Raw genomic sequence first — 24804 nt, forward strand, 5'->3', positions numbered from 1 at the left:
GTCTCCGGCGCCGGCGAAGTCGCGCGGCGTTTCGCGTGAAACTTCATGCGGCCGAGTGTGAATCCATGCAACAATGGGCGCATGACGGTGGAATTCGTGTCCGACCCGGAGCTGACCGACCTGCTCCAGGCGGAGATCGTGGCCTGTTGGACGGATGTGACCAACGCGGGCGGAGCCGTCGGCTTCGTGCCGCCGGTCAGCATGGACGACGTGGAGCTGACGGCGCGTGAGCAGTTCGCCGGCGTGCTCGGCGGGCGCGACCGGCTGGTGATCGGGCGCGAGACGCAGGGGGAGCGGGCCGGCACCCTGGCCGCGCTCGCCTTCCTGGTCGGCAACGCCTTCGCCTTCACCGCGCACTGGCAGAGCGTCAAACGCGTGATGGTGCACCCGGACCACCAGGGCAAGGGCTACGGCTACCGGCTGATGGCCGAGCTCGCCGCGGTCGCCCGGGAGGGCGGGGTCGAGCAGCTGCACCTCGACTGCCGGGGCGGCACCGGCAACGAGCTGTTCTACAAGAAGTGCGGATACAACGAGATCGGGCGCATCCACAAGGGGCTGAAGCTGCCGGAGCGGCCGGGCGACGAGCCGGGGGCGACCCCGTACCGGGACCTCATCCTCATGGCGCTGGAGCTGTGAGGTACCGTGAATCCGTGAGTGCGAACAATGAGCCGGTCACTGCGACCACCCCGCGCATCCCGCACGCGACGCTGCGCTACACCACGTTGCGGCTCGGGCTCTTCCTCGTCACCCTGGTGCTGATCTGGGGTATCGCGGAGCTCGCCGGCATGCACCTGGACGACCAGTTCAACCGGCTGTTCCTGCTGGCCATCGCGCTGGTGGTCTCGTCGGTGGCCTCGTTCTTCGCGCTCGGCAAGTACCGCGGCGCCATGTCCGCCGGGCTCGTCGCGCGCGCGGGCAGGCGGTCGGAGAACTTCTCCGAGAAGCTGAGCCGGAAGGTGAGCGACTCGGCCTCCTTCGAAGACGAAGAAGCCGGCGCGTGAGCCTGGAGCGCCGGCCCCGGGTCGGCCACATCCAGTTCCTCAACTGCGTGCCGATCTACTGGGGGCTGATGCACTCCGGCGCTCTGCTCGACCTCGAACTCGTCAAGGACAGCCCGGAGCGGCTCGGCGAGCGCCTCGTCGCCGGGCAGCTGGACATCTCGCCGATCTCCTTCGTCGAGTTCCTGCGGCACAGCGACGAGCTCGTCGTGCTCGCCGACGTCGCGGTGGGCTCGGACGGCCCGGTGATGTCCTGCAACCTCGTCTCCCAGGTGCCCTTCGAGGACCTCGACGGGCAGCGCGTCGCCCTCGGCTCCACCTCCCGCACCACGATCCAGCTGGCGCAGCTGCTGCTGCGGGACAAGTTCCAGGTGTCACCGAACTACTACAGCTGCCCGCCGGACCTGGCGATCATGATGCAGGAGGCCCCGGCCGCCGTCGTCATCGGCGACGTCGCGCTGCGCGCCGCGCTGTACGAGGCCCCGCGCCGCGGCCTGCGCGTGCTCGACCTCGGCGCGGCCTGGAAGGAATGGTCCGGCCTGCCGATGGTCTTCGCGGTCTGGGCCGTGCGCAAGGACTATCTGGCCGCCCACCCGCAGCTGGTCGGCGAGGTGCACCGCTCCTTCCTCTACTCCCGCGACCTGGCCATCGATTCGGTGGACAAGGTGGCCGCCCAGGCCGCGCGCTGGGAGGAGTTCGACGCCGACGTGCTCGAACGCTACTTCACCACCCTCGACTTCTCCTTCGGCCCGCGCCAGCTGGCCGGCGCCCGGGAGTTCGCCCGCCAGGTCGGCGGCCTGATCGAGGTCGACCCCGACGTGCACATCGAGGTGCTCGGGGCGCACGAAGCGCACTAGCGGCAAGAAGATGCAAGGTCCGGGCGGAGCGCGACGCGAGAAGTAGGGTGTAGGCCATGACTGACGTGCTGGAGCGGGCCGCCGAGGGCGGACGGATCACCGAGGACGAGGCGCTGGAGCTCTACCGCCACGCGCCCCTGCACGAGCTCGGCAAGGCCGCGGACACCGCGCGCCGGCTCAAGCTGCCCTACCTCGCCGACACCGCGACGTACATCATCGAACGCAACATCAACTACACGAACGTCTGCGTGACGGCGTGCAAGTTCTGCGCGTTCTACGTCCCGCCCAAGTCCCCGGACGGCTGGTCGCGCGACCTCGAGGAGATCCTGCGCCGCTGCGGCGAGACGGTCGAGCTCGGCGGCACCCAGGTGATGTTCCAGGGCGGGCACCACCCCGAATACGGGGTCGAATACTACGAGCGGGCGTTCTCCGCGATCAAGGAGAGCTACCCGGAGCTGGTGATCCACTCCCTCGGCGCCTCCGAGATCCAGCACATGGCCAAGGTCTCCGGCGTGGGCATCGAGGAGGCGGTCACCCGGATCAAGGCGGCCGGCCTCGACTCGCTGGCCGGCGCCGGCGCCGAGCTGCTGCCCGCCCGTCCGCGCACCGTGATCGCCCCGCTCAAGGAGTCCGGCGAGCGCTGGCTGGAGATCATGGAGACCGCGCACACGCTCGGCCTGGAGTCCACCTCCACCATGCTGATGGGCACCGGTGAGACCAACGCCGAGCGGATCCGGCACCTGGCCATGATCCGGGAGGTGCAGGAGCGCACCGGCGGCTTCCGCGCCTTCATCCCGTACACCTACCAGCCGCACAACAACCATCTCAAGGGCCGTACCCAGACCACCACGCTGGAGTACCTGCGGCTGATCGCGGTGGCGCGGCTGTTCCTGCACAACGTCAACCACATCCAGGGCTCCTGGCTGACCACCGGCAAGGAGGCCGGCCAGCTGAGCCTGCACTACGGCGCGGACGACCTCGGCTCGGTGATGCTGGAGGAGAACGTGGTCTCCTCGGCCGGCGCCCGGCACCGCTCCAAGCGCAGCGAGCTGATCCACCTGATCCGCTCGGCCGGCCGGATCCCGGCGCAGCGTTCGACCACCTACGAGCTGCTCGCCGTGCACGAGGACCCGAGCCAGGACCCGGTCGACGACCGCGTGCGCTCGCACATCGCCTCGACCGCGCTGACCCTGGTCGATTAGAGCCCACCGCCGCGCCCCCGGCAGCGCGCGTGAATCAGACCTGTGCGCCGTCGGCGCGAAGAGGGCGGTTCGGTAAGGTCATGCGCATGCAGACCCTCCACAGCGCGCCGATAGTCCTGCCCGTGTCCGCGGAGCCGATCGGCGACGGCGCGGTGCTCGTCGACGGGGACCGGGTGGCGGCCGTCGGACCGCGGGCCGAGCTGGCCGCGGCCCACCCGGGCGTGCGGGAGCGCCGCTGGGCCGGCGTGCTGACCCCGGGCCTGGTCAACGCGCACGCCCATCTGCAGTACACCGACTTCGAGGACCTCAACGCGCTGGGCCAGCCGTTCCCCGTCTGGATCAGCCAGCTGACCGCGCGCCGGCCGAGCTTCACCGAGGCGATGTGGTGCGAGTCCGCGCGCCGCGGCGTGAACCTGATGCTCGACTCGGGCACCACCGCCGTCGCCGACATCGTCACCGACGCCTGCGTGCTGGCGCCGACCGCGCGCAGCGGCATCGGCGGCATCTCCTACCTCGAGGTCGTCTTCCAGGACGCCCGCAGCTGGTCCGAGTCCGGCCGCACCCGGCTGCTCGACCAGCTCGCCGCCGCCCCGGCCGGCCGACGCGTCGGCGTCTCCCCGCACACGCCGTTCACGGTCGCCGGCGCCGTCTTCGCCGACGCGGTGGCCATCGCCCGGGACAAGGGCCTGCGGATCCACCCGCACGTGGCCGAGTCGCCCGCCGAGTCGCGGTACGTGGCCGAGGGGACCGGTCCGTTCGCGGAGACGATGGCCAAGGCAGGCAAGGCGATGGAGCTCATCCGCGACGGCGGCAGCGGCCTGACCCCGACCGGCTACCTGGACAAGCTCGGCGTCCTCGGCCCGGACGTGCACGCGGCCCACTGCGTGCACTGCGACGCGGCCGACCGCGCCGTGCTGCGCGAACGCGGCGTCTACCCGGCGCTGTGCGCGCGGTCGAACAAGATCTTGCAGTCCGGCCAGCCGCCGGTGGCCGATTACCTGCGCGAAGGCTCGCCGTTCGGCATCGGCACCGACTCGCTGGCTTCATCCCCGTCGCTGGACCTGCTGGAGGAGGCCGCGGCGCTGCGCGAACTGGCGCGGGCCCAGGGCTACCACGAAGCCGACCTCGACCGCCGGATCTTCGAGGCCGCCACCCTCGGCGGCGCCGGCGCGATGGCCCTCGCGGACGCGGGCCGGATCGAGCCGGGCGGCCCGGCCGACCTCGCCGCCTTCGCCATCCCCGGCCTCGCCGGCCTGGACCCCGCCGACGCCTACTCCGCCCTCCTCGACGCCGCCGCCGAGGGCGCCCACCGCTGCCTCGTCACCGTGCTCGGCGGCACGCTCGTGCACCGCGCGGCCTGAGGGCGGCGCGGCGGTCGCCGCCGGCTCAGGCGCGGCCGCGGTGGAGGGTGACGATGCCGCCGGTGAGGTCGCGCCAGGCGACGTTGCGCCAGCCGGAGGCCTGCAGCAGCGTGGCCAGGCCGCGCTGGTCGGGCCAGGCGCGGATGGACTCGGCCAGGTAGACGTAGGCCTCAGGGTTCGATGAGGCGCGGCTGGCGATCGCGGGCAGGGCGCGCATCAGGTACTCGAGGTAGACCGTGCGGAACGGGGCGAAGGTCGGGTGCGAGAACTCGCACACCACCAGGCGGCCGCCCGGCTTGGTCACCCGGCGCATCTCGCGCAGCGCGGCGGTGGTGTCGGAGATGTTGCGCAGCCCGAAGGAGATCGTCACCACGTCGAACACGCCGTCGGCGAAGGGCAGGCGCATCGCGTCGCCGGCGCAGAAGTCCAGGAACGGGTTGCGCTCGCGGCCGACCTCGAGCATGCCCAGCGAGAAGTCGCACGCCACCACGCTGGCGCCGGCCTGCTGGAACGGCACCGAGGAGGTTCCGGTGCCGGCGGCCAGATCCAACACGCGCTCACCCGGTCGGGCGTCGACCGCATGGGCCACGGCCTTGCGCCACAGGCGGGTCTGACCGAGCGACAACAGGTCGTTCGTCAGGTCGTAGCGCTCGGCGACTCCGTCGAACATGGCGGCGACTTCATGCGGTTCCTTGGCCAACGACGCTCTGCTCATGCCCCTATCCTGGCATCTATCGGAATGCGGGTGAGCGAAGGGGCTCCAAAACATGACGCGGCGCTCTGACCAGGCTCGCGTCGCCCCTTACACCCGCGTTCTGTCGGCCGTGTTGATCTGTGTGATCGCGGCCGTCACGGCGCTGGTGAGCGCCTCCTGCGGCTCGTCCTCGACAAGCTCCGGGCCGCAGTTCTCTGCGAACGGGCCGAACGAATCCTCCGCCGGGATCGACGTGGCGGCCGAGAACGGCAAGGCGGGCACGCGCGCTTGGGCCGTCGCGGGCGGGGCGCTCGGGGCGCAGAACGCCATCGAGGGCTACACCGACCACGCTTCCGTCGCCCCCGGCCAGTCGTTCCACCTGTACGTCTCCACGACGGCGCCCGCGTTCACCGTGGCCGCCTACCGGATCGGGTACTACGGCGGCGCCGACGGACACCTGGTGTGGCAGTCCCCGCGGACCAAGGGCGTCCGTCAGACGGCTCAATCGGTCGATCCGGCCACTCATACGGTCGAATGCGAATGGCAGCCCTCGCTCACCGTCGCCACGGCGGGCTGGGTGCCCGGCGAGTACCTGCTCAAGCTCGTCTCCTCGGCCGGGAACCAGCGGCTGGTGCCGCTGATCGTGCACTCCACGGCCACCGCCGGGCACATCGTCCTGCTGGCCGGCATCACCACCTGGCAGGCCTACAACACTTGGGGCGGCTATTCGCTCTATCGGGGGTCAGATGGCTCATACGCCACCCGGGCCAGGGCGGTGTCCTTCGATCGGCCGTATCTCGACCCTGACGAGGCCGAGGGCGACGGCCTGTTCTTCCCCTTCGACCAAGCGCTCGTGTCCTTCGCCGAACAGCACGACCTGCCGGTGGCCTACGAGACCGACCTCGAGCTCGAGACGAGTCCGCAGCTGTTCCAGGGCGCCCGCGCGATCGTCTCCGACGGCCACGACGAGTACTACTCGCAGGCCATGCGCGCCACCCTGCAGGATGCCCGCGACCAGCAGTCCACCAATCTCGCGTTCCTCGGCGCGAACGCGGTCTTCCGGCACATCCGTTGGGGCTCGACCCGGCTCGGCGCGGACCGGCTGGTCGTCTGCTACAAGGACGCGACCGAGGATCCGCTCGCCGCGAGCGACCCGACCCAGACCACGCAGGACTGGCGCTACGCCCCGGATCCGCGGCCGGAGAACGTGCTCACCGGCTCGCTCTACCAGTGCAATCCGGTCGACGCGCCGTACGTCGTCTACGACCCGGCCAACTGGATCTTCGCCGGCACCGGAGCGACCAAGAGCACTGCGTTCCCGGGCCTGGTCGGGCCGGAGTTCGACCGCGTCGTCGACATCGCGACCACGCCGCACCCGATCGAGGTGCTGAGCCATTCGCCGTTGACCTGCCAGGGCTCGGCCAGCTACCAGGAGTCGGCCTATTACACGGTGGCATCCGGCGCGGCCGTCTTCGACGCGGGCACGATGCGCTGGGAGTGCGCGCTCGGCAGCCAGTGCTCCTCGCACTTCGGCCAGGCCGCGCGCGCCTTCGTCCGCCGGGCCACGCTCACCCTGCTCACCGCGTTCGCGCGGGGACCGGCCGGGCGCGCCCACCCCGCCGTCGACAACTCCGCGGCCGACCACGCGCCGCAGGGCGAGGGAATGGGCGTCGACTGAGCCGTAGCGGTCACGGCCGTGGCCGCCATCCGGGCCGACAATCGTTCCGGAAATCCGTTCCGGATAGACTTCCCATGTGCAGAGCTTGAGTGAGAATCAGGCCGACGTCATCGTCGTCGGCGCCGGTCCGGCCGGTTCGTCCACGGCGTACCACCTGGCCAAGGCCGGGCTGGACGTACTGCTGCTGGAGAAGACCTCGTTTCCGCGCGAGAAGATCTGCGGTGACGGCCTGACCCCGCGCGCGGTCACCCAGCTGGTCCGGATGGGCATCGACACCTCGGTGGACAACGGCTGGCTGCACAACAGGGGTCTGCGCATCATGGCCGGCGGCGTGCAGCTCGAGCTGGACTGGCCGGAGCTGGCCGCCCATCCCAACTACGGCCTGGTGCGTCCGCGCTCGGACTTCGACGAGCTGCTCGCCCGGCAGGCCAAGGGCGCCGGGGTGCGGCTACTGGAGAACTGCAACGTCTCCGGCCCGATCCTGGACCCGCGTACCTCCCGCATCGTCGGGGTGAGCGCGAAGCTCGGCGCCGGCGCGGGCGACGACGCCGCGGGTGACGCGGGCGCGGCCCGCGAGGTGGAGTTCCGCGCCCCATTGGTGGTGGCGGCCGACGGCAACTCGACCCGGCTGTCCATCGCGATGGGCCTGCACAAGCGCGAGGACCGCCCGATGGGCGTGGCCTACCGCGCGTACTACAAGAATCCGCGGCACAACGACGACTACCTCGAATCCTGGCTCGAGCTGACCGACTCGAAGCAGCCGGACCGGCTGCTGCCCGGGTACGGCTGGATCTTCGGCATGGGCGACGGCACCTCGAACATCGGCCTGGGCATCCTGGACACCTCCAAGGCCTTCGGCAAGGTCGACTACCGCGACATGATGCGCCGTTGGCTGGCCGGCACCCCGGAGGAGTGGGAGCTGACCGAGGACAACCGCACCTGCCCGATCCGCGGTGCCGCGCTGCCGATGGGCTTCAACCGCAAGCCGCACTACACCAGGGGCCTGCTGCTCGTCGGCGACGCCGGCGGCATGGTGAACCCGTTCAACGGCGAGGGCATCGCCTACGCCATGGAGTCCGGCGAGCTCGCCGCCCGCGTCATCGCGCAGGCGAAGGCGCGCACCGGCACCTACGAGCGCGAACTCGCCCTGTCCGACTACCCGCGCATCCTCGGCGAGACCTACGGCGGGTACTACACCCTCGGCCGGGTGTTCGTGAAGCTGATCGGCAACCCGAAGGTGATGAAGCTGGCCACCCAGCGCGGCCTCTCCCACCCGATGCTGATGAAGTTCACCCTGAAGCTGCTGGCGAACCTGACCGATCCGCGCGGCGGCGACGCGATGGACCGGATCATCAACGGTCTGGCCAAGGTGACGCCGCGGGCCTAGGCCGTGTCTTCGAACTAGCGTCGGATCAGGCCGCGGCGTAGCCGAGAAAGCCGCCGGGGGCAGCGCGCCCCCGGCGGCTTTTCGTTGCCCGCGCTCGTGCACGAGATCACAAGCTCTCTGTCACGACTGTCACCGTCGTGTCATGACGGGATCACGAACATGTCATCGCGCCGTCTCCGCGCCGTCACCACGCGGCCGGACGCGCGACCTGCGGGTTTCGGCGTGGCAACAGAGATCGGCTTCTACATTAAGTAGAGTCGCCGCGTCAAAACGATCTCAGGAATCGGATCATCCATGCGGCTTTCACCCTCGGGATTGTGACGGCCCTCACAAGCCGTGATCATCACTAAATGTCCGGTTCATGATCGACGATCAATTCGGATCTATCCGATTAGCCCTGACCTGGGCGTGATGCAGATCACGAAGCGCGGCGCGCGGTGTAAGGACTACGTTACAGATCAGCAAGAGCCCGCACTCCAGGGCCGTGGCGGACATCACAGCCACCGCGGCGTAGGATGTCGGCCAGCTAGGCAGTGTGCGGTGGTTCGGCAAGCCCCGGCCCGGGTGCGAGGTCGCGTCCGGGAGCGCAGAAGCGTGACGCGAAGGGCACCTGACGCGTTGTGCTTGTGAATTTCTTCACGAGTAGGGAGATGGCAGCGCGGGATGGATACGTACGTACCGGTGCTCCTCCTGGGCCTGATCGCGGGCGGATTCGCGGTGTTCTCCGTGATCATGGGGGCGATGACCGGACCCAAGCGGTACAACCGGGCCAAATACGACGCCTACGAATGCGGCATCGAGCCGACCCCGCAGCCGGCCGGCGGCGGGCGCTTCCCGGTGAAGTACTACCTGACGGCGATGCTCTTCATCGTCTTCGACATCGAGATCGTCTTCCTCTACCCCTGGGCCGTGGCCTTCGACTCACTGGGCTGGTTCGGCCTGACGGAGATGGTCCTGTTCATCGTCACGGTCTTCGTCGCCTACACGTACGTGTGGCGGCGGGGCGGACTCGAGTGGGACTAGGAGATCCCCATGGGTATTGAGGAGAAGGTGCCGAGCGGCTTCCTGCTCAGCACGGTGGAGGGCCTGGCCGGCTACATGCGCAAGGGCTCGCTGTGGCCCGCGACCTTCGGCCTGGCCTGCTGCGCCATCGAGATGATGGCCACCGGCGCGGGACGCTACGACCTCGCCCGCTTCGGCATGGAGGTCTTCCGCGCGTCGCCGCGGCAGGCCGACCTGATGATCGTCGCGGGCCGGGTGAGCCAGAAGATGGCGCCGGTGCTGCGGCAGATCTACGACCAGATGCCGAACCCCAAGTGGGTGCTGTCGATGGGCGTGTGCGCCTCGTCCGGCGGCATGTTCAACAACTACGCGATCGTCCAGGGCGTGGACCACGTGGTCCCGGTGGACATCTACCTGCCCGGCTGTCCGCCGCGGCCGGAGATGCTGATGGACGCGATCATCAAGCTGCACGAGGAGATCCAGAAGATGCCGCTCGGCGTCGACCGGGTCGCGGCCGCCCGGGCGGCCGAGGAAGCCGCGCTCAAGGCCGTCCCCACGATCGAGATGAAGGGGCTGCTGCGCGGATGATGAGCGAGCTTGCGAGCGAATCGATGAACACAGTGTGCGCGCGAATGCGCCGACCGAGCGCTAGCGAGGTCGCGTCATGAGTGAGAATCAGAACCTTCCTGAGAACGCCGGCGCCGAGGTCCCGCAGCCGCTCGCGATGCAGGCGGCCGAAGTCGTCGCGGTGCGCCGGGGCATGTTCGGCGGCAACGGAAACGGCGGCGACACCTCCGGCTACTCCCGGCTGGTGCGGGTGATCGAGTTCCCCGGCCAGTCCCCGCGGCCCTACGGCGGCTACTTCGACGAGGTCGAGAACGAGCTGTTCGGCGCGCTCGAGGAGCAGGGCCTGGCACCGGAGACCGCGATCGAGAAGGTGGTGGTCTACCGCGACCAGCTCACCTTCCACGTCCGCCGCGAGCACCTGGTGCAGGTGGCCAGGACCCTGCGCGACGACGCGGCGCTCCGGTTCGAGCTCTGCCTCGGCGTGTCCGGGGTGCACTTCCCCGAGGAGGCCGGCCGGGAGTTGCAGATCCTGGTGCCGCTGCTCTCGATCTCGCACAACCGCCGGGTGCACCTGGCGACCGGCTGCCCGGACGAGGACCCGCACGTGCCCTCGCTGACCGGCGTCTACCCCGCCACGGACTGGCACGAGCGGGAGACCTGGGACATGTTCGGGATCGTCTTCGACGGCCACCCGGCGCTCACCAGGATCCTGATGCCGGACGACTGGCCCGGCCACCCGCAGCGCAAGGACTACCCGCTCGGCGGCATCCCGGTCGAGTTCAAGGGCGCCCAGATTCCGTCGCCGGACCAGCGAAGGAGCTACCGATGAGCGAGCTTGCGAGCGAATCAACGGGCACAGTGTGCGCGCGCATGCGCCGACCGAGCGCTAGCGAGGTCGCGTCATGAGCGTTGACGTAGCAGCTGCTGTCGACGAGGGCGCCGAGCAGCCCGACCCGAAGCAGAACACGAACGTGTACGTGGGCGACCCGTACGCGCCGGGCGCCGAGGCGGCCGGGGAGCAGGTCTTCACGCTCGCCGGCGGCGACTGGGACGAGATCGCCCGCGAGCTCTCCCGCAACGAGGGCAGCGCGCCCGAAGAGCGCATCGTGGTCAACATGGGACCGCAGCACCCTTCCACGCACGGCGTGCTGCGCCTGGTGGTGGAGACCGAGGGCGAGACCGTCACCGAGGTGCGCTGCGGCATCGGCTTCCTGCACACCGGGATCGAGAAGAACCTGGAGTTCCGCAACTGGACCCAGGGCGTCACCTTCGTCACCCGGATGGACTACACGACGCCGTTCTACCAGGAGGTGGCCTACTGCCTCGCGGTGGAGAAGCTGCTCGGGGTGGAGGACCAGATCCCCAAGCGGGCCAACGTGATCCGGGTCCTGCTGATGGAGCTCAACCGGATCGCCTCGCACCTGGTGTGCATCGCCACCGGCGGCATGGAGATGGGCGCGCTGAGCGCGATGATCTTCGGCTTCCGCGAGCGCGAGCTGGTGCTGGACATCTTCGAGATGATCACCGGCCTGCGGATGAACCACGCGTTCGTCCGGCCCGGCGGAGTGGCCCAGGACCTGCCGCCCGGCGCGGTGGACAAGATCCGCGAGTTCCTCGCCCTGATGCCCACGCGGATCAAGGACATCGAGGCGCTGTGCAATGAGAACGCGATCTTCAAGGGCCGCACCGAGAACGTCGGCTACCTGGACCTGACCGGCTGCATGGCCCTGGGCATCACCGGGCCCTGCCTGCGCGCCACCGGCCTGCCGCACGACCTGCGCAAGTCCCAGCCGTACTGCGGCTACGAGGACTACGAGTTCGACGTCGTCACCTGGGACACCGCGGACGCCTACGGGCGCTACCGGATCCGGATGGACGAGGTGCGCCAGTCGCTGCGGATCGTGGCCCAGTGCCTGGACAAGCTCGAGCCGGGCCCGGTGATGATCGAGGACCGGAAGATCGCCTGGCCCGCGCAGCTGGCCCTGGGCGGGGACGGCATGGGCAACTCGCTCGACCACATCCGGCACATCATGGGCGAGTCCATGGAGGCCCTGATCCACCACTTCAAGCTGGTGACCGAGGGCTTCCGGGTGCCGCCCGGCCAGGTGTACGTCGGCCTCGAGTCGCCCAAGGGCGAGATCGGCTGCCACGCGGTCTCCGACGGCGGGACCCGGCCCTACCGGGTGCACTTCCGCGACCCCTCGTTCAACAACCTGCAGGCCGTGGCGGCGATGTCGGAGGGCGGCATGCTGGCCGACCTGATCGTGGCCGTCGCGTCCATCGACCCAGTGATGGGAGGTGTAGACCGATGAGCACCGCCGAACTCGGGCTTCCGTCCGTGCCGGCCAAGGGCTATCCCGAGGACGTGAAGGACCGGCTGGACCAGGACGCCGACGCGGTCATCGCGCGTTACCCGGTCAAGCGCTCGGCCCTGCTGCCGCTGCTGCACCTGGTGCAGGCCGAGGAGGGCTACGTCTCCGGCGACGGCATCCGGTACTGCGCCGAGAAGCTCGAGCTCTCCACGGCCGACGTCACCGGCGTCGCCACGTTCTACACCATGTACAAGCGGCGCCAGGTCGGCGACTACCACGTCGGGGTGTGCACCAACACCCTGTGCGCGGTGCTCGGCGGCGACGAGATCTTCGCCGCGCTCAAGGCCCACCTCGGCGTGGGCAACGACGAGCGCACCGCCGTCAGCCCGGAAGGCAGGAGCCTGACGCTCGAGCACATCGAGTGCAACGCCGCCTGCGACTTCGCCCCGGTGATGACGGTCAACTGGGAGTTCTTCGACAACATGACCCCGGACAAGGCCAAGGCGCTGGTCGACGACCTGCTCGCGGGCCGTCCTGCGGTGGCCAGCCGCGGTCCGGCGGTGTGCTCCTTCCGGGAGACCGAGCGGATCCTGGCCGGATTCGAGGACCGGCGCGAGGACGCGGTGGACGGCGGCGGCTCGGCCGGCGCCGAGTCGCTGGCGGGCCTGCGCATCGCGCAGCAGCGGGGAGAGACGGCATGACGCTCAAGCTGGCCCCGGTCCTCTCCCGCGCGTGGGACGAGCACGACTCGTACACGCTCGAGGGCTACCGGCGGCACCAGGGCTACACCGCACTGCGCAAGGCCCTGACCGAGATGACCCCGGACGAGGTGATCACCGAGGTCAAGGACTCCGGCCTGCGCGGGCGCGGCGGCGGCGGCTTCCCCACCGGGGTCAAGTGGTCCTTCATCCCGCAGGGCGACGGCAAGCCGCACTACTTCGTGGTCAACGCGGACGAGTCCGAGCCGGGCACCTGCAAGGACATCCCGTTCATGCTGGCCAACCCGCACGAGCTGATCGAGGGCATCGTCATCGGCGCCTACGCGATCCGCTCCGGGCACGCCTTCATCTACGTGCGCGGCGAGGTCACCCACGTGGCCCGGCGGCTGCTCGCGGCGGTGCGCGAGGCCTACGCGGCCGGATTCCTCGGCAAGGACATCCTCGGCTCCGGGTTCGACCTCGAACTCACCGTGCACGTCGGGGCCGGCGCGTACATCTGCGGCGAGGAGACCGCGCTGCTCGACTCGCTCGAGGGGCGCCGCGGCCAGCCGCGCAACCGGCCGCCGTTCCCGGCGGTCGAAGGGCTCTACGCCAGCCCGACCGTGGTCAACAACGTCGAGTCGGTCGCCTCGGTGCCCTCGATCATCCGCAACGGCAAGGACTGGTTCCGCACCTTCGGCACCGAGAAGAGCGCCGGCTTCGGCTTCTTCTCGCTCTCCGGGCACGTGGTGCGGCCGGGCCAGTACGAGGCCGGGCTCGGGGTGACGCTGCGCGAGCTGCTGGAGCTGGCCGGCGGGATCCGGCACGGGCACCGGCTGAAGTTCTGGACCCCCGGCGGCTCCTCGACCCCGCTGTTCACCGAGGACCACCTCGACGTGCCGCTGGACTTCGAGAACGTCGCCGCGGCCGGCTCGATCCTGGGCACCCGCGCGCTGCAGGTGTTCGACGAGACCACCTGCGTGGTGCGCGCGGCGCTGCGCTGGACCGAGTTCTACGCGCACGAATCCTGCGGCAAGTGCACCCCGTGCCGCGAGGGCACCTACTGGCTGGTCCAGGCCTACCGCAGGCTGGAGGCCGGCCAGGGCGGCGAGGCCGAGCTGGAGAAGCTGCTCGACATCTGCGACAACATCAACGGCCGTGCCTTCTGCGCGCTGGGCGACGGCGCGGTGGCGCCGATCGTCTCGTCCATCAAGTACTTCCGGGACGAGTACCTCGACCACCTGCGCCACGGCGGCTGCCCCTTCGATCCGGCGCGAACCACGGTGTGGGCCCCGGCGCTGACGGGAGCGTACTGAGCATGAGCGTCACCACAGCGGACATCCCCGCCCAGCCCAACGGCGGCGAACTCGAGGTCCCGCCCGGGCACGTGCAGCTGACCGTGGACGGGATCGCGGTCGTGGCCAAGAAGGGCGAGCTGGTCATCCGGGTCGCCGAGCGGCTCGGCATCGCCATCCCGCGCTTCTGCGACCACCCGCTGCTCGACCCGGTCGGCGCCTGCCGGCAGTGCCTGGTGGAGGTGGAGGGTCAGCGCAAGCCGCTGGCCTCGTGCACCACCACCGTGGCCGACGGCATGGTGGTCAAGACCCAGCGCACCTCGCCGATAGCGGACAAGGCACAGCAGGGTGTGATGGAGCTGCTGCTGATCAACCACCCGCTGGACTGCCCGGTGTGCGACAAGGGCGGCGAGTGCCCGCTGCAGAACCAGGCGCTGAGCAACGGCCGCGGCGAGACCCGGTTCGAGGGCCTCAAGCGCACCTTCGCCAAGCCGATCAACGTCTCGACCCAGGTGCTGCTCGACCGCGAACGCTGCGTCAACTGCGCCCGCTGCACCCGCTTCTCCGAGCAGATCGCCGGCGACCCGTTCATCGCCCTGATCGAGCGCGGCGCGCAGCAGCAGGTGGGCATCTCCACCGCCGGGGACCAGGACTTCGAGTCCTACTTCTCCGGTAACACGGTGCAGATCTGCCCGGTCGGCGCGCTCACCGGCGCGGCCTACCGCTTCCGCTCCCGCCCGTTCGACCTGGTCTCCACGCCGACCGCGTGCGAGCACTGCGCCTCCGGCTGCGCGCTGCGCACCGACCACCGGCGCGGCAAGGTGCTGCGACGCCTGGCCGGGGAGGACCCGGAGGTCAACGAGGAGTGGAACTGCGACAAGGGCCGCTGGGCCTTCCAGTACCCGACCCTCGGCGACCGGATCACCGGTCCGCTGGTGCGCAGGGACGGCGAGCTGGTGCCGGCCTCCTGGCCCGAAGCGCTGCGCACGGCCGCGGCCGGACTGCGCACCGCCCGCGGCCAGGCCGGCGTGCTGGTCGGCGGGCGGGTGAGCCTCGAGGACGCGTACGCCTACGCGAAGTTCGCCCGGCTCGCCCTGGACACCAACGACATCGACTTCCGGGCCCGGCCGCACAGCCACGAGGAGGCCGAGTTCCTCGCCTCGCACGTGGCCGGCCTCTCGCCGGACGGCGCCGAGGAGGCGAACCGGGCCGCCGTCACGTACGCCGACCTGGAGAAGGCCCCGGCGGTGCTGCTGGTCGGGTTCGAACCCGAGGACGAGTCCCCGATCGTCTTCCTGCGGCTGCGCAAGGCCTTCCGGGTCAACAAGACCCAGGTCGTGGCCATAGCGCCGTTCGCCACGCGCGGACTGCGCAAGTGCGGCGGCACGCTGCTCAAGGCCGCGCCGCACACCGAGCCGGAGTTCCTGGGCGCGCTCGGCGCCGGCAGCTACGACGCAGGGCTCGACCACGCGGGCCTGGCCGCGGCCAAGACGCTGCGCGAGGAGGGCTCGGTCATCCTCGTCGGCGAGCGGCTGGCCGGAGTGCCCGGCGGCCTCAGCGCCGCGGTGCGCCTGGCCAAGGCCACCGGAGCCCGGCTCGCCTGGGTGCCGCGGCGGGCCGGCGAGCGCGGCGCGGTCGAGGCCGGCGCGCTGGCCAACCTGCTGCCCGGCGGCCGGCCGATCGGCGACCCGCTCGCCCGCGGCCAGGTCGCCACGGCCTGGGGCGTCAGGGCCCTGCCGACCCTGGAGGGCCGGGACGGCGACGCGATCCTGACCGCCGCCCGCTCCGGCGAGATCGGCGCCCTGCTCGTCGGCGCGGTGGACCCGGACGACCTGCCCGACCCGGCCGGCGTGCGCTCCGCCCTGGACGCGGCCGGCTTCGTGGTCAGCCTCGAACTGCGCCGCAGCGCGGTGACCGAGCGCGCCGACGTGGTGCTGCCGGTCGCGGCCGTGGCGGAGAAGTCCGGCACCTTCCTGGACTGGGAGGGCCGGGTGCGCCGGTTCGAGCAGGCGCTGAGCCCCGAGGTGGTGCAGACCCACGGCGGCCACGTCACCGACCTGCGCGTGCTCGACCGGCTCGCCGACGCGATGGACGTGCACCTGGGCCTGCCCGACGTGGCCGCGGCCCGGCGCGAGCTCGACGAGCTCGGCGTCTGGGACGGCCCGCGGGCGCTGCCCCCGCGCGCCGAGGTGCTGACCCTGCCCGCGCCCGGCGTCGGCCAGGCCGTGCTCGCCACCTGGCACCAGCTGCTCGACGACGGGCGGCTGCAGGACGGCGAGAAGTTCCTGGCCGGCACCGCGCACCGCGCGGTGGTGCACCTGTCTCCGGCCACGGCCAAGGAGATCGGCGCCTTCGCCGGCGCGCCCGTCTCGGTGCGCACCGACGCCGGCGCGGTGGTGCTGCCGCTGGAGATCGCCGACCTGCCCGACCGGGTGGTCTGGCTGCCGACGAACTCCCCGGGCTCGCACGTGCGCGCCGCCCTGTGCGCGGACACCGGGGCCATCGTGACGCTGGCCGCCGAGGCGCCCGCGTCCGCCGCCACCGCCGGCGAGGCGGGCGCCGAGGAGGAGGAGCGCTGATGGCGAACATGGACCACTGGGTGATCAACGGGTTCGACACCCACATCCCGTGGTGGTTCCTGCTGGCCGCGATCAAGGCGGTGGCCGCCTTCGCGATGCTGGTCGTGCTCACCCTGTTCAACATCTGGTTCGAGCGCCGCGTGGTGTCCCGGATGCAGATGCGGGTGGGCCCGAACCGGGTCGGCCCGCAGGGTCTGCTGCAGTCGCTGGCCGACGGCGTGAAGCTCGCGCTCAAGGAGGACATCGTCCCGACGAACGCCGACAAGCCGGTGTTCTGGGCGGCCCCGGTGATCTCCACCATCCCGGCGTTCCTCGCCTTCGCGGTGATCCCCTGGGGCGGCGCGGTCTCGATCTTCCACCACTGGACCACGCTGCAGCTGGTGGACCTGCCGATCGGCGTGCTCTACATCCTCGCGGTCTCCTCGATCGGCATCTACGGGATCGTGCTGGCCGGCTGGAGCTCGGGCTCGACCTATCCGCTGCTCGGCGGCATCCGCTCCTCCGCCCAGATGATCTCCTACGAGATCGCCATGGGCCTGAGCTTCGCCGGGGTGTTCCTGTACGCCGGGACGATGTCCACCAGCGGGATCGTGGCCGCGCAGGCGCACATCTGGTACATCATCCCGCTGTGCGTCTCCGGGCTGATCTACATGATCTCGATGGTGGGCGAGACCAACCGCGCCCCCTTCGACCTGCCCGAGGCCGAGGGCGAACTGGTCGGCGGCTTCCACACCGAGTACACCTCGCTGAAGTTCGCCCTCTTCTTCCTGGCCGAGTACATCAACCTGGTCGTCGTCTCCTGCCTGGCGATCACGATGTTCTTCGGCGGATGGCGGGCTCCGGCCCCGATCGCGCACTGGTGGCACGGCGCGAACGCGGGCTGGTTCCCGATGATCTGGTTCCTGGCCAAGCTGCTGATCTTCGTGTTCGTCTTCATCTGGCTGCGCGGCACGCTGCCCCGGCTGCGCTACGACCAGTTCATGCGGCTGGGCTGGAAGGTGCTCATCCCGGTCTCGCTGGTCTGGCTGCTGCTGGTCGCGGTGATCCGCCAGCTGCGCAACGCCGGGGACATGGACTCCGGCCACCTGGTGCCGATCTGCCTGGCCGCGGCCGCGCTCTTCGTGGCCCTGCTGGTCGGCCTGGAGGTGCGCGAGCGCAACCAGGACGCGCGCGATCTGCGCCGGCGCAACGCCGAGGAGGCACTGCGCGAGCAGGACGCCTCCGGCTTCGCCGGCGGCTTCCCGGTGCCGCCGCTGCCCGGCCAGGTGCGGCCGGTCGTCGCCCGGCGCGCCCCGCGCACCCCGAGCCTCGCCCTGGCCGCCAACGGCCATTCCACGGAGGAGTCGTCTGATGGCGAGTAAGAAGCAGCCCCCGAAGGGCGCGTCGGGGGCGGAGACCGCCAAGGCGGGACCGCTGGCCGGGGTGGCCGGCTTCGGAGTGACCTTCCTGACCCAGTTCAAGAAGCCGAACACCGAGCGCTACCCGGAGCAGAAGGTCCCCACCCAGCTGCGCTTCCACGGCCGCCACCAGCTCAACCGGCACCCGGACGGGCTGGAGAAGTGCATCGGCTGCGAGCTGTGCGCCTGGGCCTGTCCGGCCGACGCCATCTACGTCGAGGGCGCGGACAACACCGAGGAGGAGCGCTTCTCCCCGGGCGAGCGCTACGGCCGGGTCTACCAGATCAACTATCTGCGGTGCATCCTGTGCGGCCTGTGCATCGAGGCCTGCCCGACCCGCGCGCTGACCATGACGAACGAGTACGAGCTCGCCGACACCAGCCGCGAATCGCTGATCTACACCAAGGACCGGCTGCTCGCGCCGATGGGCGAGGGCATGGTCCCGCCGCCGCACCGGATGTACCAGGACGGCGCCGGCCACGAGGTGACCGAGAAGGAGTACTACCGCGGCGAGGTCCCGCGCGCCGACGACGACCTGCTGCGGCCGCTGCTCGCCGCGGCCCGCGCCGCCGACGCGGCGGCCGCGGGCTCGGCCGCGGGCTCGGGCTCGGGAGAGGAGTCCTGATGGGGAACACCGGCCACGGCGAGACCTTCCTGTTCTGGATCGGTTCGGCCGTCTCCGTGCTCGGCGCGCTGGGCCTGATCTTCTCCAAGAAGATCGTGCACGCGGCGCTGTGCCTGTGCTCGGTGATGCTCTGCCTGGCCTTCTTCTACATGGCCCAGGGCGCCGTCTTCCTCGGCGTCGTGCAGATCGTCGTCTACACCGGCGCGGTCATGATGCTGTTCCTGTTCGTGCTGATGCTGATCGGCATCGAGTCGCAGGACTCGCTGACCGAGACGATCCGCGGCCAGCGCTGGCTGGCCGTGCCGCTCGTGATCGGCTTCGGCGCGGTGCTGCTCGGCGTGTACGCGCACGCGAACCTGCCCGCCTTCGTCGGCACCGACGCGGCGAACGCCAAGGGCGGCGGCAACGTCCCGGCGCTGGCCCAGCTGCTCTTCTCCCGCTACTACTGGGCCTTCGAGGTCTCCTCGGCGGTGCTGATCGTCTCGGCCGTGGGCGCGATGGTGCTCACCCACAAGGAGCGCATCGCCCCGCGCAAGTCGCAGCGCGAGATCTCGATCGAGCGCTTCGAGCGCTGGGGCCGCGGCGAGAAGGTCTCGCTCACCGGCCTGCCCAACCCGGGCGTCTACGCGCAGCACAACGCGGTGGACACCCCGGCGCTGCTGCCCGACGGCACGCCGAGCGAGGCGAGCGTCAACGCCACGCTGCGCGGCCGCGACACGGTCCGCGGCTTCCGACCGCTGCCGCTGCCCGGCCAGGCGAACGGCAAGCAGAGCAAGGAGGTGTCGAAGTGAACCCGGACAACTACCTCTACCTGTCCGCGATCCTGTTCACCCTCGGCGCGCTCGGGGTGCTGATCCGGCGCAACGCCATCGTCGTGTTCATGTGCATCGAGCTGATGCTGAACGCGGCGAACCTGGCCTTCGTCACCTTCGCCCGGATGCGCGGCGCCCTGGACGGGCAGATCATCGCGTTCTTCACGATGGTGGTGGCCGCGGCCGAGGTCGTGGTGGGCCTCGCGATCATCATCATGGTCTTCCGTACCCGCCGTTCGGCCTCGGTCGACGACGCCAACCTGCTGAAGTACTAGGAATAGGTGGCCTCGACGATGCCCTCGTCCTACGCGCCGCTCGCGGCGACCGGTACCTTCGCCCTGACCGCCTGGGTGATCGCCCTGCCGCTGGCCGGGGCCGCGATCCTGCTGCTCGGCGGGCGCAAGTCGAACCGCTTCGGCCACCTGCTCGGCTGCGCGGCCGCGCTCGGCTCGTTCGTCCTCGGCGCGGTGCTCTTCTTCGCCCTGCTGGCCAAGCCGGGCGACCAGCGCTCCTACGACCAGCACGTCTACACCTGGATCCCGGTGCCCGGCTTCACCGCCGACGCCGGGTTCCACCTGGATCAGCTCTCGATCGTCTTCGTGCTGCTGATCACCGGCGTGGGCTCGCTGATCCACATCTACTCGGTCGGCTACATGCAGCACGACGAGAACAAGCGCAAGTTCTTCGCGTACCTGAACCTGTTCCTGGCCGCGATGCTCGTGCTCGTGCTCGCCGACAACTACCTGCTGCTCTACGCCGGCTGGGAGGGCGTGGGCCTGGCCTCGTACCTGCTGATCGGGTTCTGGCAGCACAAGCCCTCGGCGGCGGTGGCGGCCAAGAAGGCGTTCATCGTCAACCGGGTCGGCGACATCGGCCTGTCGGTGGCGGTGATGCTCATGTACACCACCTTCGGCAGCTTCGCCTTCGGGCCGGTGTTCAACGGCGTGCCCGCCGCCAAGACCGGCACGCTCACCGCGATCGGCCTGCTGCTGCTGCTCGGCGCCTGCGGCAAGAGCGCGCAGTTCCCGCTGCAGTCCTGGCTCGGCGACGCGATGGAGGGCCCGACCCCGGTCAGTGCTCTGATCCACGCGGCGACGATGGTGACCGCGGGGGTGTACCTGATCGTGCGCTCCAACGCGATCTTCGACGCCGCCCCGAACGCGCGCCTGGTGGTGACCATCGTGGGCGCGATCACGCTGATGTTCGGCGCGATCGTCGGTTGCGCGAAGGACGACATCAAGAAGGCGCTGGCCGGCTCGACCATGTCGCAGATCGGCTACATGATCCTGGCCGCCGGGCTCGGCCCGATCGGCTACGCGTTCGCGATCATGCACCTGGTCACGCACGGCTTCTTCAAGGCGGGGCTGTTCCTCGGCGCCGGCTCGGTGATGCACGGCATGAACGACGACGTGAACATGCGCCACTACGGCGCCCTGCGCAAGTACATGCTCTGGACCTACGTCACCTTCGGCCTCGGCTACCTGGCGATCATCGGCTGCCCGCCGTTCTCCGGGTACTGGTCCAAGGACAAGATCATCGAGGCCGCGTTCAGCCAGGGCGGCACCTCCGGCTGGATCCTCGGCTTCACGGCTCTGCTCGGCGCGCTGGTCACCGCGTTCTACATGACCCGGGTCATGCTGATGACCTTCTTCGGCACGAAGCGCTGGGTCGAGGACGAGCACGGCCACGAGCCGCACCCGCACGAGTCGCCGCGGACCATGGTGTTCCCGATGGCCCTGCTGGCCGTGGGTTCGGTCGCCGCGGGCGCCCTGTTCTCGTACCACAGCTCGTTCGTGAACTGGCTCGCCCCGGTCACCGGCCACAGCGAGGGCAAGCTGCCGTTCAGCCAGCTCGAGATGCAGGCGATCATCCTCGGCGCGGTCGCGCTCGGTTTCCTCTACGCCATGAACCTCTACTTCCGCCAGGAGGTCCCGGCGACGGCCCCGGCCGGCGCCTTCGTCACCCGGGCCGCGCGCCGCGACCTGTACGGCGACGCGTTCAACGAGCTGGTGTTCATGCGCACCGGCCAGTACCTGACCAGAGTCCTGGTCTACTTCGACCTCAAGGGCGTGGACGGCGCGGTCAACGGCATCGCCGCGGGCCTCGGCGGCAGCTCCGGCCGACTGCGCCGGCTGCAGACCGGCTTCGTCCGCTCCTACGCCCTGTCGATGTTCGGCGGCGCCACGCTGCTGATCGTCGCCCTCCTGCTGGTAAGGGGTTAACTCGATGTCCAGCTTCCCCTATCTGACCGTCACGATCGCCTCGCCGCTCGTCGGCGTCGCCGGGATCGCGCTGCTGCCACGCGGGCAGCAGAAGCGGGCCAAGGAGATCGCCGTGGCGACCTCCGTGCTCACCCTGGTGCTGGCGATCATCGACGCGGTGAAGTTCAACGTCGGTGGAGCCCAGTACCAGCTGACCGAGAATCACTCCTGGATCTCCCAGTTCCACATCAACTACAGCATCGGCGTCGACGGGATCGCGCTCGTCCTGATCCTGATGACGGCTGTGCTGGTGCCGGTGGTGCTGCTCGCCTCCTGGCATGACGGGAAGAACACCCCGCGGGCCTTCTTCAGCCTGATGCTGGTCCTGGAAGTCATGATGATCGGTGTCTTCGCGGCCACCGACGTCTTCATGTTCTACGTGCTCTTCGAAGCGCTGCTGATCCCGAGCTACTTCCTGATCGGCTCGTACGGGCAGAGCGGGGAGAAGCACCGGTCCTACGCCGCGGTGAAGTTCCTGCTCTACAACCTGCTCGGCGGCCTGCTGATGCTGGCGGCGGTGATCGGCCTGTACGTGGTCGCCAACCGCACCGTGGCCGATCCGTTCAACTTCCCGGCCCTCGCGCACGCGGTGTCCACCGGGCAGCTGCACTTCAGCACCGGCGTCGAGCGCTGGCTCTTCCTCGGCTTCTTCATCGCGTTCGCGGTCAAGGCGCCGCTGTGGCCGTTCCACACCTGGCTGCCGGACGCCGCCGCCGAGGCCACGCCGGGCACCGCCGTCCTGCTCGTCGGCGTGCTCGACAAGATCGGCACCTTCGGCATGCTCCGGTTCTGCCTCGAGCTGTTCCCGAACGCCTCGCACTACTTCACCCCGGCGATCCTGGTGCTCGCGGTCATCAGCACCCTGTACGGCGCGCTGCTGGCGATCGGGCAGAAGGACATGAAGCGCCTGATCGCCTACACCTCGATCTCGCACTTCGGCCTGATCACCCTCGGCGTGTTCGCCTGGACCGCCCGCGGCCAGGTCGGCGCGACGCTCTACATGGTCAACCACGGCCTGTCCACCGGCGCGCTGTTCCTGCTCGCCGGATTCCTGATCACCCGCCGCGGCTCGACCGAGATCGACGCCTACGGCGGTGTGCAGAAGGTGGCGCCGCTGCTCGCCGGGACCTTCCTGGTGGCCGGCCTGTCCTCGCTGGCGCTGCCGGGCCTGAGCTCGTTCGTCAGCGAGTTCCTGGTGCTGGTCGGCACCTTCGAGAAGTACCCGGTCGCGGCGATCTTCGCGGTCACCTCGATCGTGCTCGCCGCGGTCTACATCCTGTGGCTCTACCAGCGCACCATGACCGGGCCGGTGACGGCGGCGGTCAGCGGCTTCAAGGACCTGAGCCGGCGGGAGATCGCCGCGGTGGCCCCGCTGCTCGCGCTGATCCTGGTGCTCGGCTTCGCGCCCGGCATCCTGACGAAGTACATCAACCCGGCCGTCACCCAGTCGACGTCCCTGTCGGTGACGCAGCATCCGTCCACCGCGACCCAAGCCCAGGGGAGCCAGCAGTGAGCACTCTCGCCGCAGCCACCACCTTCCATGCGCCGCCGGTCGAATTCGGCAAGCTCTCGCCGATGCTGATCGCCTTCGGCGCGGCGACCCTGGGCATCCTGGTCGAGGGCCTGGTGCCGCGGGCCTCCCGCTACCGGGTGCAGGTCGGCCTCGCCCTCGTGGGCATCGCCGCCGCGTTCGGCGCCGTGCTCGCGCTGTCCAAGACCGGCGTGCAGCTCGTCGCGCAGGGGTCGGTCGCCATAGACGGCACGACGCTCTTCCTGCAGGGCACGATCCTGGTGATCGCCTTCGTCGGCTTCCTGGTGATCGCCGAGCGCAAGACCGACCAGAACCAGGACGCCTTCGCCGCGCAGGGCGCCTCGGTGCCCGGCTCCCAGTCCGAGCGGGACACCACCCGGATGGGCTGGCAGAGCACGGAGATCTACCCGCTGCTGATGTTCTCGGTCGGCGGCATGCTGCTCTTCCCGGCGGCCAACGACCTGCTGACCATGTTCGTCGCGCTCGAGGTGCTCTCGCTGCCGCTGTACATCGTCTGCGGCCTGGCCCGGCACCGCCGGCTGCTCTCGCAGGAGGCCGCGCTCAAGTACTTCCTGCTCGGCGCGTTCTCCTCGGCGTTCTTCCTGTACGGCGCGGCCATGCTCTACGGCTACGCCGGCTCGGTGAACCTCGACGTGATCGCACAGCACGTGGCGCACCCGGACGCCGGCTCGGCCCTGCTCTACGCCGGCCTGGCCATGCTCGGCATGGGCCTGCTGTTCAAGGTCGGCGCCGCGCCGTTCCACATGTGGACCCCGGACGTGTATCAGGGCGCGCCGACCCCGGTGACCGGCTTCATGGCCGCGGCCACCAAGATCGCCGCCTTCGGCGCGCTGGTGCGGGTGCTCGACGTGGGCCTCGGCGGCCCGAACGCGGTCACGGTGTGGCGCCCGGTGCTCCAGGCCGTGGCCGTGATCACCATGCTGGTCGGCGGCATCCTGGCGCTGACCCAGCGCGACATCAAGCGGATGCTGGCCTACTCGGCCATCCTCAACGCCGGCTACCTGCTGATCGGCGTGACCTCCACCACCGCGCAGGCCCGGGCGGCGGTGCTGTTCTACCTGCCGGTGTACGGCGTCGCCATCATCGGCGCGTTTGCCGTGGTGACCCTGGTGCGCGACGCCGGCGGCGAGGCCACCGACCTGAGCCGCTGGGCCGGCCTGGGCAAGCGCGCCCCGATCCCGGCCGCGCTGCTCGCGGTGTTCCTGCTGGCCTTCGCCGGCATCCCGTTCACCTCGATCTTCATCGGCAAGTTCGCCATCTTCCAGGCGGCCCTGAACGCCGGCGCCCCCGCGCTGGTCATCGTGGCCGTACTCGCCAGCGCCCTGGCCGCGTTCTTCTACCTGCGCGTGGTCGTGGTGATGTTCTTCTCCGAGCCGCTGCCGGACGGGCCGACCATCGCCCACCCGTCGATCGCGGTGAAGACGGCGCTGGCCGTGGCGGCCCTCGCCACGGTGGCCCTGGGCATCGCGCCGAGCCTGTTGCTGCACCTGGCGAACAACTCGGCGGGCATTCTGGCCAAGTAGCGGC

Annotated in this window: 22 protein-coding genes; 21 read left to right on the top strand and 1 reads right to left on the bottom strand. The window is 70.2% G+C overall.

Annotated elements, in window-relative coordinates; genetic code table 11:
• Window positions 1-81 precede the first annotated feature (81 nt).
• The 5 genes from ACTRO_RS27345 to ACTRO_RS27365 all read left to right on the top strand — a co-directional run bounded on the left by ACTRO_RS27345 (window position 82) and on the right by ACTRO_RS27365 (window position 4418).
• Window positions 82-636: a GNAT family N-acetyltransferase gene (locus ACTRO_RS27345; RefSeq protein WP_034267597.1), complete on the top strand. Its 555-nt coding sequence runs from the start codon at window positions 82-84 to the stop codon at window positions 634-636.
• Between the two features lie 14 nt (window positions 637-650).
• The gene (locus tag ACTRO_RS49125; protein ID WP_051451470.1) at window positions 651-1001 is read left to right on the top strand and encodes a DUF4229 domain-containing protein; all 351 of its coding nucleotides are present in this window, start codon (window positions 651-653) and stop codon (window positions 999-1001) included.
• Window positions 998-1855, top strand: a complete 858-nt coding sequence (locus ACTRO_RS27355; RefSeq protein ID WP_034267600.1) for a menaquinone biosynthetic enzyme MqnA/MqnD family protein — start codon at window positions 998-1000, stop codon at window positions 1853-1855. Before ACTRO_RS49125 ends, ACTRO_RS27355 begins: the two co-directional genes overlap by 4 nt.
• A gap of 56 nt (window positions 1856-1911) precedes the next feature.
• A complete protein-coding gene (gene mqnC, locus ACTRO_RS27360; RefSeq protein WP_034267603.1) occupies window positions 1912-3057 on the top strand; it encodes a cyclic dehypoxanthinyl futalosine synthase in 1146 nt (381 codons plus the stop codon).
• 86 nt (window positions 3058-3143) lie between these two features.
• The gene (locus ACTRO_RS27365; protein ID WP_034276997.1) at window positions 3144-4418 is read left to right on the top strand and encodes an amidohydrolase family protein; all 1275 of its coding nucleotides are present in this window, start codon (window positions 3144-3146) and stop codon (window positions 4416-4418) included.
• Between the two features lie 25 nt (window positions 4419-4443).
• Here ACTRO_RS27365 and ACTRO_RS27370 read toward each other — a convergent pair whose 3' ends face one another.
• The gene (locus ACTRO_RS27370; protein WP_034267606.1) at window positions 4444-5133 is read right to left on the bottom strand and encodes a demethylmenaquinone methyltransferase; all 690 of its coding nucleotides are present in this window, start codon (window positions 5131-5133) and stop codon (window positions 4444-4446) included.
• 52 nt (window positions 5134-5185) lie between these two features.
• On the opposite strand from ACTRO_RS27370, the gene ACTRO_RS27375 reads away from it, so the two are divergent.
• The 16 genes from ACTRO_RS27375 to nuoN all read left to right on the top strand — a co-directional run bounded on the left by ACTRO_RS27375 (window position 5186) and on the right by nuoN (window position 24800).
• On the top strand, window positions 5186-6790 hold the full coding sequence (locus ACTRO_RS27375) for a N,N-dimethylformamidase beta subunit family domain-containing protein (protein ID WP_157436475.1): 1605 nt from the start codon (window positions 5186-5188) through the stop codon (window positions 6788-6790).
• A gap of 76 nt (window positions 6791-6866) precedes the next feature.
• Complete coding sequence (locus ACTRO_RS27380) at window positions 6867-8177, top strand: geranylgeranyl reductase family protein (protein WP_034267608.1); 1311 nt, start codon at window positions 6867-6869, stop codon at window positions 8175-8177.
• Window positions 8178-8840: 663 nt separating this feature from the next.
• Window positions 8841-9200, top strand: a complete 360-nt coding sequence (locus tag ACTRO_RS27385) for an NADH-quinone oxidoreductase subunit A (protein ID WP_034267610.1) — start codon at window positions 8841-8843, stop codon at window positions 9198-9200.
• A 9-nt stretch (window positions 9201-9209) separates the two neighbouring features.
• Window positions 9210-9767 carry a NuoB/complex I 20 kDa subunit family protein gene (locus ACTRO_RS27390; RefSeq protein WP_034267613.1) on the top strand — a complete coding sequence of 186 codons (558 nt, stop codon included), beginning with the start codon at window positions 9210-9212 and terminating at the stop codon, window positions 9765-9767.
• Window positions 9768-9843: 76 nt separating this feature from the next.
• Complete coding sequence (locus ACTRO_RS27395) at window positions 9844-10575, top strand: NADH-quinone oxidoreductase subunit C (protein ID WP_034267616.1); 732 nt, start codon at window positions 9844-9846, stop codon at window positions 10573-10575.
• 73 nt (window positions 10576-10648) lie between these two features.
• Window positions 10649-12058, top strand: a complete 1410-nt coding sequence (locus tag ACTRO_RS27400) for an NADH-quinone oxidoreductase subunit D (RefSeq protein WP_084316553.1) — start codon at window positions 10649-10651, stop codon at window positions 12056-12058.
• Window positions 12055-12759 carry an NADH-quinone oxidoreductase subunit NuoE gene (gene nuoE / locus ACTRO_RS27405; RefSeq protein ID WP_051451472.1) on the top strand — a complete coding sequence of 235 codons (705 nt, stop codon included), beginning with the start codon at window positions 12055-12057 and terminating at the stop codon, window positions 12757-12759. Before ACTRO_RS27400 ends, nuoE begins: the two co-directional genes overlap by 4 nt.
• Window positions 12756-14072 carry an NADH-quinone oxidoreductase subunit NuoF gene (gene nuoF, locus ACTRO_RS27410; protein ID WP_034267619.1) on the top strand — a complete coding sequence of 439 codons (1317 nt, stop codon included), beginning with the start codon at window positions 12756-12758 and terminating at the stop codon, window positions 14070-14072. Before nuoE ends, nuoF begins: the two co-directional genes overlap by 4 nt.
• A 2-nt stretch (window positions 14073-14074) precedes the next feature.
• Complete coding sequence (locus ACTRO_RS27415) at window positions 14075-16630, top strand: NADH-quinone oxidoreductase subunit G (RefSeq protein ID WP_034267622.1); 2556 nt, start codon at window positions 14075-14077, stop codon at window positions 16628-16630.
• On the top strand, window positions 16630-17991 hold the full coding sequence (gene nuoH / locus ACTRO_RS27420) for an NADH-quinone oxidoreductase subunit NuoH (RefSeq protein ID WP_063628081.1): 1362 nt from the start codon (window positions 16630-16632) through the stop codon (window positions 17989-17991). The genes ACTRO_RS27415 and nuoH overlap by 1 nt, the downstream gene beginning before the upstream one ends.
• Entirely contained in the window at window positions 17981-18652 is a 672-nt protein-coding gene (nuoI, locus tag ACTRO_RS27425; protein WP_084316554.1) for an NADH-quinone oxidoreductase subunit NuoI, read from the top strand. Before nuoH ends, nuoI begins: the two co-directional genes overlap by 11 nt.
• Window positions 18652-19443, top strand: coding sequence for an NADH-quinone oxidoreductase subunit J (locus tag ACTRO_RS27430; RefSeq protein ID WP_063628082.1), 792 nt, complete (start codon window positions 18652-18654; stop codon window positions 19441-19443). The genes nuoI and ACTRO_RS27430 overlap by 1 nt, the downstream gene beginning before the upstream one ends.
• Window positions 19440-19739 (top strand): NADH-quinone oxidoreductase subunit NuoK, encoded by a 300-nt coding sequence (gene nuoK, locus ACTRO_RS27435; protein WP_034267625.1) that lies wholly within the window; start codon window positions 19440-19442, stop codon window positions 19737-19739. Before ACTRO_RS27430 ends, nuoK begins: the two co-directional genes overlap by 4 nt.
• A gap of 18 nt (window positions 19740-19757) precedes the next feature.
• Window positions 19758-21686, top strand: a complete 1929-nt coding sequence (gene nuoL / locus ACTRO_RS27440) for an NADH-quinone oxidoreductase subunit L (protein WP_051452513.1) — start codon at window positions 19758-19760, stop codon at window positions 21684-21686.
• A gap of 4 nt (window positions 21687-21690) precedes the next feature.
• Complete coding sequence (locus tag ACTRO_RS27445; protein WP_034267628.1) at window positions 21691-23238, top strand: NADH-quinone oxidoreductase subunit M; 1548 nt, start codon at window positions 21691-21693, stop codon at window positions 23236-23238.
• Window positions 23235-24800 (top strand): NADH-quinone oxidoreductase subunit NuoN, encoded by a 1566-nt coding sequence (nuoN, locus tag ACTRO_RS27450; RefSeq protein WP_034267631.1) that lies wholly within the window; start codon window positions 23235-23237, stop codon window positions 24798-24800. Before ACTRO_RS27445 ends, nuoN begins: the two co-directional genes overlap by 4 nt.
• Window positions 24801-24804: the final 4 nt, after the last annotated feature.

Origin of the sequence: Actinospica robiniae DSM 44927 (genome assembly GCF_000504285.1) — a bacterium.
Lineage (GTDB): Bacteria > Actinomycetota > Actinomycetes > Streptomycetales > Catenulisporaceae > Actinospica > Actinospica robiniae.